Consider the following 16,262-nt stretch of genomic DNA (forward strand, 5'->3'; position numbering starts at 1 on the left):
AGCGGCGGGGTATGCGCACGCATGCCCCGCCGCTCGAACGTCACCGATCGACATCGCCGCACGCCCGGAACGAATGAGTCGCTGCGAACACAGAACCGATATCCACAGCACCTCCGGTCTGCAATTCGAGGCAGATGTCCACCGGCCTCGGGTGTGAACCGCTCACTGATCCGTCGTGCGCCGCCGCCACGGGGAACCGGCTCGTCCGCACGCCTGCGCCACGGTCGGCAGAGGCATGAGGTGGGGACAGCGGACGAAATCCGGCCCTTGTATCATGAACACGAATTTATCGGTGATTCGCCGAGTTTGCGGGAGGCGGCATGGCGCGACGACGGAACGGGAGTGTCCTCAGTGAGGACGCCGAGGAGGCGCGTGCTCAGATCCTCGAGGCCACGGAAACGGCCTTCCAGCGGTACGGGGTGGTCAAGACCACCATGGACGATGTCGCGAAGGAGGCCGGCGTCTCCCGGCCAACGATCTACCGCTATTTTCGCGATCGCGACACCTTGATCGCAGCAGTCATCGAAGTCCGCTCACGCCGTTTGTTCGACCAGGCACGTGCGTATTTGCGAAAGCGGAAGACCTTCGCCGAGCAGGTGGTCGACGGTCTCATCTTTCTGGTGGACCGGGGGCGGAAGGACCCGATCATTCGGTTGATCGTCAGCCCCGAACACATGGACATGGCGACGGCGCTACTCGGCAGCTCCGGCCTGGCCAAGCGGCTCACGCACGAGATGTGGGCGCCGCTGATGGACGAAGCGCGCGAGCGCGGGGAGGTCCGCGAAGGGGTTTCCGACGACGAGATCGCCGAGTGGATAACTCTGGTAGAGCTGATACTGGTCGGACGAATGGACTTCGACCAGGGAGACGATGCCGACCATCGACGACTGCTGACCAAGTTCATGCTGCCGGGAATCGTCACCGATACGTCTGCGGCCGACGCTCGTCTGAACTGAACCACGAATACTATCGGCAGGGGTCCCGAGGCGCGCTGCGCTTCGGGGCCTTTCGCGTGTCCGCCCCGGAGTGCCGCTCGGTGAGCAGGCCCGAATTCTAAGCGACCCCGCAAGAGGCGAAAGTCCCTCTTGCGTGGCTCGCACCCACGCGATATAACGAAATACGAAAATTGTCATGTGTAAGAGCGAGCCACGTCTCGGCTGGAAGGGTGGCGTGAGAGCCCCGGCGGGGAAGAGGCGTCACCCGGCTTTCGCGTGCACCGCGGGCGCGGAGTGCTGCGGCACGACCGAGCCGGCCCTCGGCTCCGGATGAAAAGGTCCCGGCCCACGTAGGTTGACGTTCGGTCAAATGACAAAATATGATATCTGTCACCTGCTGTTCACGGCATTGCCGTCGCGGTCGAGTCGGCCCGACAGAAAGCCAGGTCGCCAATGGCTCATGTAATCACGCAGCCATGCTGCAACGACGCCAGTTGCGTCTCGGTGTGCCCAGTCGATTGCATCCATCCCACGCCGGACGAGCGGGCCTACGCTCGCACCGAGATGCTCTTCATCGACCCGGCAACGTGCATCGACTGCGGCGCGTGCGTGGACGAATGCCCCGTCGACGCCATCGTTCCGGAAGGGGACATGACGCCCGAGATGCAGGCGTTTCCGGACCTGAACGCCGCCTACTACCAAGACAATCCGATACAACCGAGGCAAATCGGACTTCCCGGGGCGGAGCGGCCGACGATCCGGTCCGCGTCCGAGACGCTCCGCGTCGCAATTGTCGGAAGCGGACCGTCCGCCTGTTACCTCGCCGACGAGCTGACGGCCACCAAAGGCCTCGACGTGCTGGTCACCGTGGTGGAGAAGCTGCCGGTAATCGGGGGCCTCGTCCGCTACGGGGTGGCACCGGACCACGGTCGAACCAAGGACGTAGTCGGGACCTTCGCGCGGACGCTAGGGCGAAAGAACTGCATTGCGTACCTCAATGTCGAAATCGGAAGGCACATTTCGCACGAGGAACTGCTCGCCCATCATCATGCGGTCGTATACGCGAGCGGAGCTGCGGGCGATCGCGCCCTCGGAATTCTCGGAGAGGCCCTGCCGGGAGTCCACTCCGCTCGCGAATTCGTGGCCTGGTACAACGGCCACCCCGACTTCGCCGGCGCCGAATTCGACTTCTCCAGCAGCCGGGCAGTCGTGATCGGGAACGGAAACGTAGCACTCGACGCCGCGCGCATACTGGTCAGTGACGTCAGTCGCCTGATGAAGACCGACATCGCGGACTACGCCCTGGAAGCACTTGCCGCAAGCCGAATACGAGAGGTGATCGTGCTCGGGCGGCGTGCCGCGGACAGCGCCGCCTTCAGCACCCCCGAGCTGATCGGTCTCGGCAACCTTGCCGGCGTGGACGTCACAACCTCCGAGATCGTGCATCGCAAGGACGCAGAGGACTCTCTCACGCGTATGAGGCATGCGGTCCTCGATGGTTACGGCACGACTGAATCCGGCACCGGCAACCGCCGGATTCATCTCCAATTCCTCCGTACCCCAGTGGAAATACTGGGTACCGAGCGAGCGACCGGCATCCGTGTCGAGCGGAACGTCGCCGCACTCGACGGTGCCGGATCGACGGTCGAACCCACAGGCTTCTACGAGACCATCGAGTCGGGACTCATTCTGCGCTCCATCGGGTTCCGTGGCGCCACGGTCGGCAATCTGCCCTTCGACGATGTGCGCGGGGTGCTGCCCAACGATGCGGGAGCTGTCATCGATCCGAGAACAGGGCAGGCCGTGCGCGGGGCGTACGTGGCGGGATGGCTGAAACGCGGACCGACCGGGGTGATCGGAACGAACAAGTCGTGTTCGATCGAGACCGCGCGCCGCATCGTTGCCGACTTCGTCGGTGGCCGCCTGGCGACTCCCGGAGCGGGAACGGCCGAGTTCGACGATCTCGTCGCCCTCCGGCAACCTCAGCGGCTCGACCTGAAGGGGTGGAAGAACATCGACAACCACGAGCGGAACCTGGGAAGAAGTGCGGGACGGCCCAGGGTCAAGATCGTGAGCAGAGACGACATGGTGGACGTAGCGCAAGGGTCCAAGGTTCGTGCCGGCACCTGCGAACCCGAGCGGGTCGCTGTCACCTGACGAACGAGACCACCAGGGACACAATCCACCGGCCCGTGCAGTTCGCACCTGCGTCGGTGGCGGAGGAGGCGAGCGGCGATGACGCTGTTGGGCAGTTTGGGGCTGTTGGGTGCGAGCCTGGCCACGCTCGGCTCGAGCGCGGGGCTGTACGCGGTGCGCACCGCGGGCCTGCCCGCGCACGAGATCTACGGCGAGGAAGACTTCGACGCGATGCTCGCGCTGCCCAAGCGCACCGTGCGTACCGAGGACGGCGTCGACCTCGCCGTCCGGGAGGTGGGTTCGGCGCTGGCGCCGCTGACGATCGTGTTCGTGCACGGGTACTGCCTGCGCATGCAGTCCTGGCATCTGCAGATGCGCCATCTGCAGGAGCGGTGGGGCAAGGACGTGCGGATGGTGTTCTACGATCAGCGCGGCCATGGGGAATCCGCCGTGTCGAGGTCGAAGTCCTGCACCATCGCCCAGCTCGGCCGCGATCTGGGCACGGTCGTCGACGCGGTCGCCCCGACCGGCCCGGTGGTCGTGGTCGGGCACTCGATGGGCGGGATGACGACCATCGCCCTGGCCGCCCAGCGCCCGGAGTTGTTCGACGAACGCATCGTCGGGGTGGGCCTGCTCGCCACCACCGCCGCCGGGCTGACCAAGACCGGCATCGGCCGTAACCTCGAGAACCCGGTGATCGACGCGTTCCGGCATCTGGCCCGCACCGCGCCGGGATTCGTGCAGTACGCCCGCGGTGCCGCCAAGGCGATCATCGCGCCGATCCTGCGTGCCGCGTCCTACGGGACGGTGGTCAGCCCGAAGCTCGTCGAATTCTCGGACCGGATGCTGGCGGAAACCTCGGTGCTGACCATCGTGAACTTCCTGCGCACCCTCGAGTCGCACGACGAATCCGCGGCACTGCCGGTGCTGGGACAGGTGCCCGTGCTGGTGCTGTGCGGGGACGCCGACATGATCATCCCGTTCTCCGGCTCCGAGGAGCTCGCGGCGGCGTTGCCGGACGTCGAGCTCAAGCGGGTCCGCGGGGCCGGGCACCTGGTCCAGCTGGAGTTCCCCGAGGTCGTCGTCGGTGCGCTGGACCGGCTCATCCAGCGCGGGTTCGCCCACGACGCCGGCAGGAGGCGCGCCGGGTGAACAACCGCGACGAGATTTCCTTCGATTGCCGGCATCTCCGCGAACGGGCTACGTAGGCGCACATGCCCGTCTGGCCTCTGTGGGGATGTCCACGCCGGCCGATAATGCCTTGTTTGCAGGATAATTGATCGCGCTCTGTCCGGCGCTGTGGTTCATCGCGGTCGGCGACGGCTTGCTGAACGTTCCGACAAGGACAAATGACATTCGATCGAGCTGTGCGAGTGCATTATTGCTGTTGCTTTCCGTCTATACCGTTGTGGCCAAGCCGATGTCATCCTGCACGAAGGTGCTGCTCGCGGTGTGCCGGTCAATTCAGCTCCGGCAGAGCCTTATTGGACTAGTTCGGGATGGCCTGCCGTCGGCGACCAACAATTGACAATTTTCGTAGTCTGACTCATAGTTACATGCAATCGAGGTCTGGATCACACATCCCGCCGGAGTGTTCGAAGAGCGTTTCGATCGATAAGCACTCCGGGGGAGTCCAATTGGGACGAGACAATCGGCAGCCTGCAATCGTGACCAATGCGTTCGGAGGCCGTGCCGGCGAACGGGAGGAAAATCGTGGGAGTCGAACTAGCTGTCGAGGGGTTGACGAAGTCCTTCGGGTCTCAGCGGATCTGGCAGGACGTGACGTTGACGCTGCCGGCGGGTGAGGTGTCGGCGCTGCTGGGCCCGTCGGGTACGGGCAAGTCGGTGTTCCTCAAGTCGCTGATCGGTCTGCTGCGGCCGGAGCGGGGCTCGATCGTCATCGACGGCACCGACATCCTGCAGTGCTCCTCGAAGGAGCTCTACGAGATCCGCAAGCTGTTCGGGGTGCTGTTCCAGGACGGTGCGCTGTTCGGGTCGATGAACCTCTACGACAACGTCGCGTTCCCGCTGCGCGAGCACACCAAGAAGTCCGAGTCCGAGATCCGCAAGATCGTGATGGAGAAGCTCGAGCTCGTCGGTCTGCTCGGCGCCGAGGACAAGCTGCCCGGCGAGATCTCCGGCGGCATGCGCAAGCGGGCCGGGCTGGCGCGGGCGCTGGTGCTCGATCCGCAGATCATCCTGGTCGACGAGCCGGACTCGGGGCTGGATCCGGTGCGCACCACCTACATCAGCCAGACGCTGATCGACATCAACGCCGAGATCGACGCGACGATCCTGATCGTCTCGCACAACATCAACCTGGCGCGGACGGTGCCGGACAACATCGGGATGCTGTTCCGCCGGGAGCTGGTGATGTTCGGTCCGCGCGAGGTGCTGCTCACCAGCGACGAGCCGGTGGTCAAGCAGTTCCTGGGCGGCACGATGATCGGGCCGATCGGGATGTCGGAGGAGAAGGACGAGGCGACGATGGCGCAGGAGCAGGCCCTCGTCGACGCCGGGCACCACGCCGGTGGGGTGGAGGACGTCGAGGGCATCGTGCCGCAGATGAAGGCCACCCCGGGGATGCCCGAGCGGCAGGCCGTCGCCCGCCGGCAGGAGCGGGTGCGGCACATCCTGCACACCCTGCCCGAGGCCGCCCAGCAGGCCATCCTCGAATCCTTCGAACACGAGAACACAATGTCGGATTTCATCGGATCAGAGGCCCCGACGACGGTGCTCCCACGAGTAGCGCTGTGACGCGGCGCCAGTCGCACGGTCGAGACCGGCCGCGGCGAGTTCACGCCGGCAACTGTTGCGCCACCCCGGGTGGCCACGAACGAGAAAGGTATTGACCTGTGAGAAGGCGGGACTGTAGGACGACTGCCGTCGAACCCCTGATGGGGGAGCGATGAGGACGGGTCCGGCGCTGCCGGTAGAGACAGAGACGCCGCCGGAGCGTCGGGATCAGGAGCCGATCCCCTGGCGGCGGAATGTCGTACTCCGGAAGATCGGCGGCTACGTCACGAACAAACCGACCCAGAGCCTCGCAACCATCGGCCGGTCTGCGAGGCTCGGTGGCAACGTCGTGCGCTACTGCATCGAGGACACCATTGCACTGAGACTGTCGGTACGCGAGGTGGTCGAGCAGATGTGGAAGCTACTCAAGGTGACGGCGCTGCCCGCCCTGCTGATGGCCGTCCCGATCGGAGCCGAGGTGTCCGTTCAGGTCGGCGGCATCATGAACCAGGTGGGTGCGAACTCACTGGCCGGCGCGGCGAGCGGCCTCGGGGTCGTCGGTCAGGGAGCGCCGATGGCCGCCGGGTTGCTCATGAGCGGTGCGGCCGCATCCGCTATCGCGTCGGACCTCGGCGCGCGAGCGATCCGCGAAGAGATCGAAGCGATCCGGGTCATGGGTATCGACCCCGTGCAGCGACTCGTAGTCCCGCGATTCCTTGCGATGATCGCGATCGCTCCCATGCTGTGCATCATCATCATCGCAGCGGGAGTCTCGGCGGGCCTGTTGATCTCCGCGAACGTGAACGACGTCGTCCCAGGCAGCTTCTGGCAGTCGTTCGGCGCGTTCGCCACGCCCACGGATCTCGCGTTCTCGGTGCTGAAGTCGGTGATCTTCGCCGCGATGGTGGTGTTGATCGCCGGACTGCGGGGACTCGAGGCAAAGGGCGGGCCGACCGGCGTTGCCAATGCCGTCAACGCGTCGGTCGTGCTCAGCGTCTTCTGCATCTTTGCGGCGAATCTTGTCGTGAGCCAGCTGCAGATGATGTTCTTCCCGGCACGGTTGGCATGATGGCGACGAATACTCCAGCACATCGCGGCGCGACCGCGCCGACGTTCCCCGTACGCATCACCGGCACGGCGACGCGCCGGATCCGGGCGAGCGTCGAGGAAGTCGGACAGATCGCGCTCTTCGTCGGCAAGACCGTCTACCTGCTGCCCAAGACTGCCCGTCACTACCGCAAGCAAACTCTCACCACGATGAACAACATGGCCTGGGGCAACGGGTCGTTGGTGGTGGACGGCGGCGTGATCAGCCTGATGTTCTTCCTCGGCATCGCAGTGGGCGCCGTCGTCGCGATCCAGGCGTTCATGGCCTTCGACCTTCTGGGGTTCGGCGCGTTGACCGGCATCATCGGCTCGTTCGGCAACGTCCGTGTGATCGCCCCCATCATCACGGGAATCGGATTCGCCGCCCAGGCCGGATGCCGCATGACGGCCGAGATCGGTTCGATGCGGATCTCGGAGGAAATCGATGCCACCGAGTCGATCGGACTCCAAGCCATCCCCTTCGTGGTCGGACCGCGGCTCATCGGAAGCATGCTCGTCGTGCTTCCGGGCTACCTCATGGCTCTCGTCGTCAGCTTCGTCACCGGTGGTCTGGTGGTCAAGACGTTCCACGCACAGCCGGAGGGCACCTACGACCACTACTTCGCCCAATTCCTGAATGTGCCCGACCTGGCCGCATCCGTGGTGAAGGCGTTGATCTTCTGTGGTGTCGTCACGATGATCCATTGCTATTACGGGTATTTCGCATCCGGTGGTCCGGCTGGGGTCGGAGCCGCATCCGGACGTGCGATCCGCGCGAGCCTCGTCGCGATCGTCGTCCTGAACTTTCTGATGACGGTCGCCATCTGGGGTCTGAGCCCCGAACTGGTCTTCAAGGGATGATGGGATGAGCACTTCCAGGAACCAGGACTTCCTGCGGGGATCCGCAGCGAATCAGTCCCGAGTATTGGCGGTCGCCGGCGTCGCAGTGATCGGCCTGGCGGGTGTGGTGGTCACCGCCACCGCGTCTCTGTATCCACGCATGACCGCGCCGGACGGGCTCGCCGTCGGGGTCGAGGTCCCCTATGTCGGTCCGGGGGTGACGGAAGGAACCAAGGTGGTCCTGCGGGGACAGAGCGTCGGTCTGGTCGAACGGCTCGACCGAACCGAGGCGGGCTCGGTGCAGATGCGGCTCGTCCTCGATCAGCACCAGGTCGCCGGGCTGACGGACTCGTTCGAGGTGGACTTCCGTCCCGAGAACTACTTCGGAACATCCGCAGTGAACATCGTCGTCATGCCCGGCGGCGACCCCCTCGAGCCCGACACCGAAGTGCAGCGGACGCCAGGAGGCGACTTCACGATGTCGACGATGATCGAGCAGGGCTCGCTCACCATCGACGGAACCCTGACCGACCGGATGGTCACGTCGCTCGACAAGTCGGTGCACTACCTCGACGGACTGGCACCGTGGATCGAGACGGGTGTGCTGGTCGCCGACCGTGTCGCACAGGCGCAGCAGGCGCCACCGAGCGAGCTGATGACGAGATTCAACGACATCCTCGCGGCAACACCAGGATTCAGCGATCAGGCGATCGAGGCACTGATGTACATCTACGACAGCGTCTACAACCGCCTGCCGGACGGCTCGATTGGTGTGGACGATGCCGTCTTCGACGAGTCGAACGCCGGCCTGACGCTGGCCGCCAATCAGCTGTTCGGCCAAGCCGGTGCCCTGCTCGCCTCGCACGGGGAGGAACTGACACCGCTGACGCAGATCGTCGTGGAAGTGTCGGATGTCTTCTCGCACCTCGTCAACGGCGGCCTGACGCCGGAGCAGGCGCGGGAGATCGTTGGTCGATTCGACTCCGCGTTCGTCGACACCCCAGACGGGCAACGCCTCCGGTTGCGCGTCGTGCTCGACGGATTTCCGGCGCTTGCGGCCCCGCTCGGGATCGCCGCCGCGCCGGCCGAACCGAACGGGGGAGAGCGATGAACGCGCGTGCCGTCTTCCTCGCGACCGTCCTCAAACTCGCGATAGCAGCAGCTGTCTCGGCCCTGCTGTTCGTGCTGGTGATCAGCGCCATGCGCAGTCCCGTGGCCGGTGACACCCGCACCTACACCGCGGAGTTCTCCGATGTGTCAGGTCTCGGGGGCAACGGTGACATTCGCACGCGTGGGGTCCGGATCGGCAAGGTCGAGGCCATCGACCTGGTGACTCGCCAGGGCAGCACCATCGCCGAGGTCCGTTTCTCGCTGCAGGAGCCATACGTTCTCACCGCGGACACGACTCTGGCGGTCAAGTACCAGAACCTCACCGGCGTGCGGTATGTGGATGCCGACTTCGGGGAAGATTCCGGGGTCCCCGTCGAAACTCTGTCTCTCGACAGGACCCGACCGTCGTTCGACATCACCGAGCTGTTCAACGGTCTGCAGCCGGTGCTGGACACCATGAGTGCCGAGGACATCAACACCTTCACCGAGAACGCCATCGCCCTGCTGCAAGGAGACGGCGGGGGACTGAAGCCGATGCTCGACGACGCGCAGAAGCTCGCCGATCTCGCGGCCGACCGGGAACAGGTCATCGCGACGTTGACGACCAATCTCGCGCGGATTTCCGACTCCATGGGTGGCCGGTCGGATGAGGTCGTGGAGTTCCTCCGCTCGATGAGCTTCCCGATCGCGAAGGCGATGACAGTTCTCGACGAGTTTCCGAAGACCGCCACGTACGGCCCTGAGTTCCTGACACCGATCAAGCGGCTGCTCGACGCCTACAACCTGCAGCCGGGGGCGAACGTCGAGCAGATGGTGGCCGAAGCGTTCTCGTCGCTCGAGGAGACAGCGGAAGCTCTCCGGCTGCTACCGAGTTCGGTGGCGGGACTGCAGATCCCGGTCGGGGATTCCCCCGGACGGGAAGGATGCAGCAAGGGTGTCGCCCAGCTGCCGACCGAAGTCGACGTTCTCCTCAACGGTAGCGGGGTAGTGGTATGCAGCGCACGGTGAAGTCCGCACGGACACGGTTCGGTACTGCCCGTCTGGCGACGTGGCTCGCCGACGACATGCGCATCGGCGCCGGCGTGGTAGCCGTGGCCGTCCTCGCGCTCGTCGCGACGACCGTGCTCTACATAAGTCCCCCGGGCAGGAAGGTGGTGGCCTTCGAGACCACCGACGCGTCCGCCATCTCGGTCGGCCAGGACGTGCGGATCGCCGGGGTGTCGGTCGGCAAGGTGACGGACATGGAGCTCGGACAGTCGACCGTCCGGGTCTCGATGGAAGTCGAGGACGACGTGTTGGTGGGCACCGAGTCGCGGGTCGAGGTCCGGATGCTGACCCCGGTCGGGGGCTACGCGATCACGCTTGTCCCGCTCGGCGTGAGACCGCTCGACGAGGGGGCCCTTCCTGTGGGACAGGTGACCGTCCCGTACTCGATCGGTGACGTACTCCAGGCGGCCCCCAACACCACCGACAACGTCGACGGCGGCACGATCGATGCGAATCTGGTCCAGGTCGCCGAGGCGCTACAGCAGAACCCGGACTCGGTGGGATCGATCATCTCGGGGATGACGGCGATCGCACGTGTCATGGACCGGCAGCGTGAGCAGGTCCGGACGGTCACGGGACTCGCCTCGGAGTACCTGCAGACCTTCAACGCGAATCGCGAGCTCGTCTTCCATCTCATCCGTGAGATGGACATGGTGCTCTCGACGTACAACACCAACCATGCCGGCTTCAACGAGGCGTACCGGCTGCTCGGGCACGTGCTGATGACTGTGGCACCGTACGAGGAGTACTACCTCGACCACCGGGACGAGGTCGCGGCGGCCATCACTCAGGTGCGCGCCATGATCGAGGAATTCAACGCGTCCATGGGGCCCTCGATCGACGCCCTGACTGCGGCCCGGGAGCAATTGGCGAACTGGCTCACGCCCGAGGGGCTGGCCACGATCAGCGGAGGAACGCTCATGGCATCGGACATCTGTATTCCGGTTCCGGGACGGCAGTGCTGACGATGAACAAGGTCAAGAAGGTAGCAACGATCGGCCTGGCAGTGACCGCCGTCGTCGGCGCCGGCTTCACCGCCGCGCGCACGGCCGGAGCCGAACCCGCCCCGTCGTACTGCGCCGAAATGCCGGACGCGGTCGGGCTGTATGTGGGTAATCCGGTCACCCGGATGGGGTTCCCGGTGGGACGGGTCGAGTCGATCGTGGAGAAGGGCGGTCACGTCGAGGTGACGTTCTCGACGGACGGGGATCGCCCGCTTCCCGCCGATGTCAAAGCGGTGACCCGATCCAAGTCGATTCTCGCCGACCGCAGCCTCGAGCTCGTGGGCAACGACACATCCGGCCCCACGCTCGAACCGGGATCCTGTATTCCGCTGCAGAACAGCCGGACTCCCAAGGCCATCTCCGAGGTCGTGGGGTCGGCGGCGGACTTCATCGAGGCCCTTTCTCCCGAAGGGAGCGCGGACACCGTCGAGATGGCCGTCGCGGGCCTGGACCAGGCTCTGCGTGGACAGGGCGACAACGCCCGGTCGATGATGCTGCATGCCGCCGATGCCATGGAAAGCCCCGACAAGTTCGTCGCCGACATCGGTACTGCCATCGCGAACATGGCGCCGTTGAGCGAGCAGGCTCTCGCCGACTGGGCAGCGATCAAGTCCGTCGTGGAGCAGATGCCGGACGTAGCGGTGGCGGGAATAGACCTGTGGCCCGGAACCATCGACGTGTGCGTGGGAATCGGCTGGCTTGTCGCCACTTTGGACGACATCCAACGCAAGTACGGCGGGGACATCTGGCCGTTCGTGCACGGTCAGGTCGCCGACGCGATCGCACTCGCCGCGGGGCGGACGGGCGAGATCCAAAGCCTCGTTGCGACGGTGCCGTCGCTCGCGGCGGTCGCGGATCAGCAGACGCGGAACGCCGGCGGGCTGACGATGCAGTACACGCCCCCCACCATCACACTGAGCGACGAGGACGCCGACCGGCCGTGCGCACTCCTCGACACCGTCCGGCCGGGTAGCTGCACACCGACCGAATCAGGAGCTCGCGTTTCGCCGACGGGTCTGATGGATCTCGTCCTCCTGAACGGGGCTGCACAGTGAAGACACGGATCGACCTCGGACGGACGGCGCGGGTGACGACAGCGCTGCTGCTGACGCTCGTCGCCTCGGCATGCTCGCTGCGGCCGGAGGACCTGCCGTCGGTCCGCGGTGGCGTCGGGGACGGGTACGAGATCTCGCTCGAGTTCGAAAGCGTCATGAATCTGCCGGCCGGAGCCGATGTGATCATGGACGGCGTACGAGTCGGTGAGGTCCGCGAGCTCGACGTGGCGGACGACAGCGTCGCCGTCGTCGCGGGGATCCGGCAGGACACGCGGGTGCCTGCGGGCGCGAGGGCCATCGTCCGGCAGAACACCCTGTTGGGTGACACCTATGTCGCCCTCGTCCGCGACCCCGACGCCGCCGTCGGGGGCTACCTCGAGGAGGGAAGCACCGTCCCGTTGAGCCGGACCACGTCGCCGCCGCAGCTCGAGGACACCATGGCCGTGCTCGCGACATTCGTCAACGGCGGCAGCATCCGAAGGGTCGAGGACGTCATGGCCCGGGTGAACGCGGTGATGCCGCCCGTCCCGGAAGTGGAACGACTTGCGTCGATCGTGTCGGTGGACCTGCGCGACCTCGGCGATCGGACGGCCGAGATCGACCGGCTGCTGGTGGAAATGGATGCCACTGCGGTCACCGTGGACGCCAATGCGGACTCGCTCGCCACGATCTTCGACTCGTCGACCGTGCATTACTGGCGGCGGCTCGCGGTGGATGTCGTGTCGCACATCGGTCAGATCCTTCCTTCCGTCGGAAGCCTGTACGAGGGTGGACTGTGGCTGATCCCGATGTTCGAATCGCTCGCCGACACCACCGACGTCTCTCGGGGCGGGCCCTCGGCCACCGTGGAAGTGTCGAATTTCCTTCGGACAACACTGATTCCGTTTGCCCAGAATCCCTCGATGGACATCGTCTCGGTGGAAACGGCGGACGGTGATCAGTTGCTTGCCGATGCCGAGAACATCCTGCGCATGTTGGGAGCTGTGAAGTGAGCCGGCGTACAGCGCGGTCGATCGTGGGTATGGGTCTGATAGCGGTGCTCTCGTTCCTGTACATGACTCAGTTGGGCCTGCGGACAGGGTTCATGGAGGACGTCTACACGGCACGGGTGCAGGTCCCCGACACGAACGGCCTGGTGGAGGGCTCGCGGGTGCTGTTGCGCGGGGTGGAGATCGGCGAGATCACCGACATCACCGCATCAGCGGACGCGATCGACGTGTCGTGGAAGTACGACCGGAACCATCCCGTCCCCGCCGACAGTGCGTTCCGCGTGGACAATCTGTCGGCGCTCGGCGAACCGTATCTCGCCGTGTGGCCGGCGTCGGCGGCCGGACCGTATCTGGACGACGGCGCGTTCGTGCCGTCCACCCAGGTTGTGGTGCCGACGACGTTCGAGGAGTTGTCCGAGCGCCTCACCCGCCTGCTCACGCAGGTCGATCCGGAGGGCGTGCGCCAGATCTTCGAGGCGCTGGATGTCGCTCTGCCCGACGATCCGCGTGTGCTGGGCAATCTTTCGCGGGCGGGGGAACTGATGGCAGCCACGTTCGCCCAGAACGCGGACAGTTTCACCACGCTGCTGCGGACCGTTCAACCGTTGCTGCTGGACAGCACGACGATTCCCCTGGGGATGCACAACGCCGAGCCGCACCTCGCCGAGTTCGGAAGCGGGTTCCGCGATCTGCTCGCCGGCATCAAGTTCGCTGCCGATCGTGGGCCGCTGAATGCCGGTATCGCGCACGGTGCCAGTCCGTTCATCGGTGAACTGCAGAAGTTCCTCGATGCGACGGCCGCGGACCTCGAGGTCATCGGCGTCGATCTTCTGCCTTCGGTTTCTCAGGGCGCGAGGGCGGTCCGCACGATCGACGTCGGCCGTCTGCTCGACAATGCCCTGACCTCCACATCGTCGGGGGACGCAGTGACCGTGCACGTGCAGGCGCCGGGCAACTGACCGTCCGACGGTCCCGGCACGTCATCCCATCAGATCGATACGAACAGGAATGAGGCGCACCATGCAGATGATCACCTCCGATCAGTCCACCGATAAGAACGACCGCAGTACGGCCGAGGACGGTGTCCCTCCGCGGGAGCAGGCGGATTCGCAGCGGTCCGGGTTCACGGTGCGGCTACAACCCGGGAAGATACTCATCGGTGGACTCGTGGTGGCACTGTGCGCCGCCGTGGCCCTCCTCGGCTGGCAGGTGAGCGACAAGGCAAGCGAACTCGACCGAGTTCGCACCGAGGCGGCCGCGCTCGAGCGTGCCGAACAGGCCGCGCTCGAATACGCGACAGGTGCTGCCGAAATGGACTTCCGCGACCTGCAGACCTGGCGAACCCGGCTGACCACCGGAACCAGCCCCGAACTCTCGGAGCGGCTCACTCGCGCGGCGACCTCGATGGAGCAGATCATCGTTCCGCTTCAGTGGACGTCGACGGCGCAGCCGATTACGGCCAAAGCCGAAGCCGGTCCGGACGGCATCTACACGGTCGATTGCTTCGTGAGTGTGGTGACCAAGAACGCCCAGGCCCCCGAGGGCATCCAATCGACGGCGACGTACAAGCTGAGCATGGACAGCCGCGACGAGTGGAAGATCGCCGAAATCAGCGGTGTCGGATCGGCTCTGGGCGACGGCAATACACCCAGGTGAGGGGCGCCGTGCATTGTCGGTGGCGGCGGTCGGTGGAAGGAGGTCGGAGATGTCGTCGAGTGAGCCGGCGAGCATGGTGATGGCGATAGGAACCGCGGTCGGCGTGGTGGTCTCGGGGATGGATCTGCCGCAGCCGCTCGAGGACCAGGCCCGGGTGGCAGTCGAGGCGGTGCAGGAGGCTGCCGGCACTCTGGACCGGCAGGTCGCCGATCTGGTGGCGGGGTTGCCCGAGCCGATGCGTCCGGCGGCGGAGCAGGCCGTGGCGGACGCGACGTCGGCGGCGACGGACGCGCTGATGCCGCACCTGCCGGCGGAGGCGGCCGCGGTGCTCGAACCGCCGCCGGCGCCGGTGGAGAACCCGGTGCAGGCCGTGCTCGAACAGGTGCCGGCGCCGGCCGCGCCGGCGGGACGGCCGTCGGTGTTCGGGGCGCCGGCCACCGGGGCGACGGGCAGCGACGCGTGGGCGCCGGGTCCGGCGTGGGGTGGCGACGCGGTGACGTTGCCGTCGATCCCGGCGATCCTGCCCGGGACGAACCTGGCGCCGATCGGCGCGATCGCGGTGTTTGCGCCGTGGCTGCGCAAGGCCGGCCAGTTGTGCGACGGGGTCGGCGCGCCGGTGCTGGCGGCGCTGTACTCGGCGGAGAACGGCTTCCGGTACGGGCCCAGCGCCCCGGTCTCGCCGGTGGGGGCGAAGGGGCCGGGGCAGTTCATGCCCGGAACCTGGGATGCCTACGGCAAGGACGCCGACGGGGACGGGCGGGCCGATGTGCTGGGCATCGCCGATCCGGTGATGGCGTCGGGGAATCTGTTGTGCGACAACTACCGGCAGATCGAGCAGTGGAAGGCGCAGGGGGTGGTGCGCGGGGACACCCTGGACCTGACGTTGGCGGCGTACAACGCCGGGCTGGGGGCGGTGCGCCGGTCCGGGGGGATGCCGTCCGGGTCGCCGGACTACGAGAACCAGACCAAGCCGTACGTGGCGAAGATCCGGGCGACGGAGATGGTGTTCGCGCGGCTGCTCTCGCCGTTCTTCGGGCTCGGGTTGCCGGGGATGACCGAGACCGGCAACCGGGTGGTGGACCTGGCGTTCCGGTATCTGGGGCTGCCGTACGTGTGGGGTGGCGGCAACGTCAACGGTCCGTCGGGGGGCGGGTTCGACTGCTCGGGCCTGACGTCGTACGCGGTGTACGCGGCGACCGGGGTGAGGTTGCCGCGCACCTCGCAGACGCAGTGGCGGGTCGGCACCGAGATCCCGATCCAGCTGGCCCGGCCGGGGGATCTGGTGTTCGGCAACTGGCAGTCCGACGGGCCGGGGCATGTGGGCATCTACATCGGCGGCGGTCAGATGGTGCACGCCCCGACGTTCGGGGACGTGGTGCGCGTCGGCGCGGTCTTCCCCGGCATGAAGGCCCGGCGCCTGCTCTGAACGGAGACCCTGCGGGTCGCTGACTTGTCGGCCCCTTCCCCAAGCAAACCCACGGACCATACCCCGATACCGCGTCTCGGCCAGCACGTCTGGCCGCGTGCCGAAAAGGCAAGCGGCTGAGCTGGACCCGGTCGGACGTGTCGACCCGTGCTCGATCGGGTGCCCGGTGCCGTTCACCGGGACGGTGGAATGCCGGATGCGGTTGGTTAGCGTCGGACCCGCACGGAAAACGACGTGACCGC

General features: G+C 66.2%; 14 protein-coding genes. All 14 read left to right on the forward strand.

Annotated elements, in window-relative coordinates:
• The first annotated feature begins 320 nt into the window (after positions 1-320).
• Positions 321-956 carry a TetR/AcrR family transcriptional regulator gene (locus JYA75_RS10520; protein ID WP_006936621.1) on the forward strand — a complete coding sequence of 212 codons (636 nt, stop codon included), beginning with the start codon at positions 321-323 and terminating at the stop codon, positions 954-956.
• 543 nt (positions 957-1,499) lie between these two features.
• On the forward strand, positions 1,500-3,092 hold the full coding sequence (locus JYA75_RS10525; RefSeq protein WP_338109681.1) for a 4Fe-4S binding protein: 1,593 nt from the start codon (positions 1,500-1,502) through the stop codon (positions 3,090-3,092).
• A 78-nt stretch (positions 3,093-3,170) separates the two neighbouring features.
• A complete protein-coding gene (locus JYA75_RS10530) occupies positions 3,171-4,223 on the forward strand; it encodes an alpha/beta hydrolase (RefSeq protein ID WP_203329984.1) in 1,053 nt (350 codons plus the stop codon).
• Positions 4,224-4,784: 561 nt separating this feature from the next.
• A complete protein-coding gene (locus JYA75_RS10535; protein WP_203329985.1) occupies positions 4,785-5,828 on the forward strand; it encodes an ABC transporter ATP-binding protein in 1,044 nt (347 codons plus the stop codon).
• A 151-nt stretch (positions 5,829-5,979) separates the two neighbouring features.
• Positions 5,980-6,876: an ABC transporter permease gene (locus JYA75_RS10540; protein ID WP_006930742.1), complete on the forward strand. Its 897-nt coding sequence runs from the start codon at positions 5,980-5,982 to the stop codon at positions 6,874-6,876.
• Positions 6,876-7,754, forward strand: a complete 879-nt coding sequence (locus JYA75_RS10545; protein WP_006930741.1) for an ABC transporter permease — start codon at positions 6,876-6,878, stop codon at positions 7,752-7,754. The genes JYA75_RS10540 and JYA75_RS10545 overlap by 1 nt, the downstream gene beginning before the upstream one ends.
• A 4-nt stretch (positions 7,755-7,758) precedes the next feature.
• A complete protein-coding gene (locus JYA75_RS10550; RefSeq protein ID WP_239010567.1) occupies positions 7,759-8,844 on the forward strand; it encodes an Mce family protein in 1,086 nt (361 codons plus the stop codon).
• A complete protein-coding gene (locus JYA75_RS10555; protein ID WP_203329986.1) occupies positions 8,841-9,851 on the forward strand; it encodes an MlaD family protein in 1,011 nt (336 codons plus the stop codon). Before JYA75_RS10550 ends, JYA75_RS10555 begins: the two co-directional genes overlap by 4 nt.
• The gene (locus JYA75_RS10560; RefSeq protein WP_006930738.1) at positions 9,848-10,855 is read left to right on the forward strand and encodes an MlaD family protein; all 1,008 of its coding nucleotides are present in this window, start codon (positions 9,848-9,850) and stop codon (positions 10,853-10,855) included. Before JYA75_RS10555 ends, JYA75_RS10560 begins: the two co-directional genes overlap by 4 nt.
• A 2-nt stretch (positions 10,856-10,857) precedes the next feature.
• Positions 10,858-11,949, forward strand: coding sequence for an MlaD family protein (locus JYA75_RS10565; protein WP_239010568.1), 1,092 nt, complete (start codon positions 10,858-10,860; stop codon positions 11,947-11,949).
• Positions 11,946-12,941: an MlaD family protein gene (locus tag JYA75_RS10570; protein ID WP_203329988.1), complete on the forward strand. Its 996-nt coding sequence runs from the start codon at positions 11,946-11,948 to the stop codon at positions 12,939-12,941. Before JYA75_RS10565 ends, JYA75_RS10570 begins: the two co-directional genes overlap by 4 nt.
• Entirely contained in the window at positions 12,938-13,897 is a 960-nt protein-coding gene (locus tag JYA75_RS10575; RefSeq protein ID WP_006930734.1) for an MlaD family protein, read from the forward strand. The genes JYA75_RS10570 and JYA75_RS10575 overlap by 4 nt, the downstream gene beginning before the upstream one ends.
• 61 nt (positions 13,898-13,958) lie before the next feature.
• Positions 13,959-14,594: a hypothetical protein gene (locus JYA75_RS10580; RefSeq protein ID WP_006930733.1), complete on the forward strand. Its 636-nt coding sequence runs from the start codon at positions 13,959-13,961 to the stop codon at positions 14,592-14,594.
• A gap of 49 nt (positions 14,595-14,643) precedes the next feature.
• Positions 14,644-16,020, forward strand: a complete 1,377-nt coding sequence (locus JYA75_RS10585; protein ID WP_235431090.1) for a bifunctional lytic transglycosylase/C40 family peptidase — start codon at positions 14,644-14,646, stop codon at positions 16,018-16,020.
• Positions 16,021-16,262 lie beyond the last annotated feature (242 nt).

The sequence above is a fragment of the Rhodococcus sp. PSBB066 genome (genome assembly GCF_017068255.1).
Lineage (GTDB): Bacteria > Actinomycetota > Actinomycetes > Mycobacteriales > Mycobacteriaceae > Rhodococcus > Rhodococcus aetherivorans.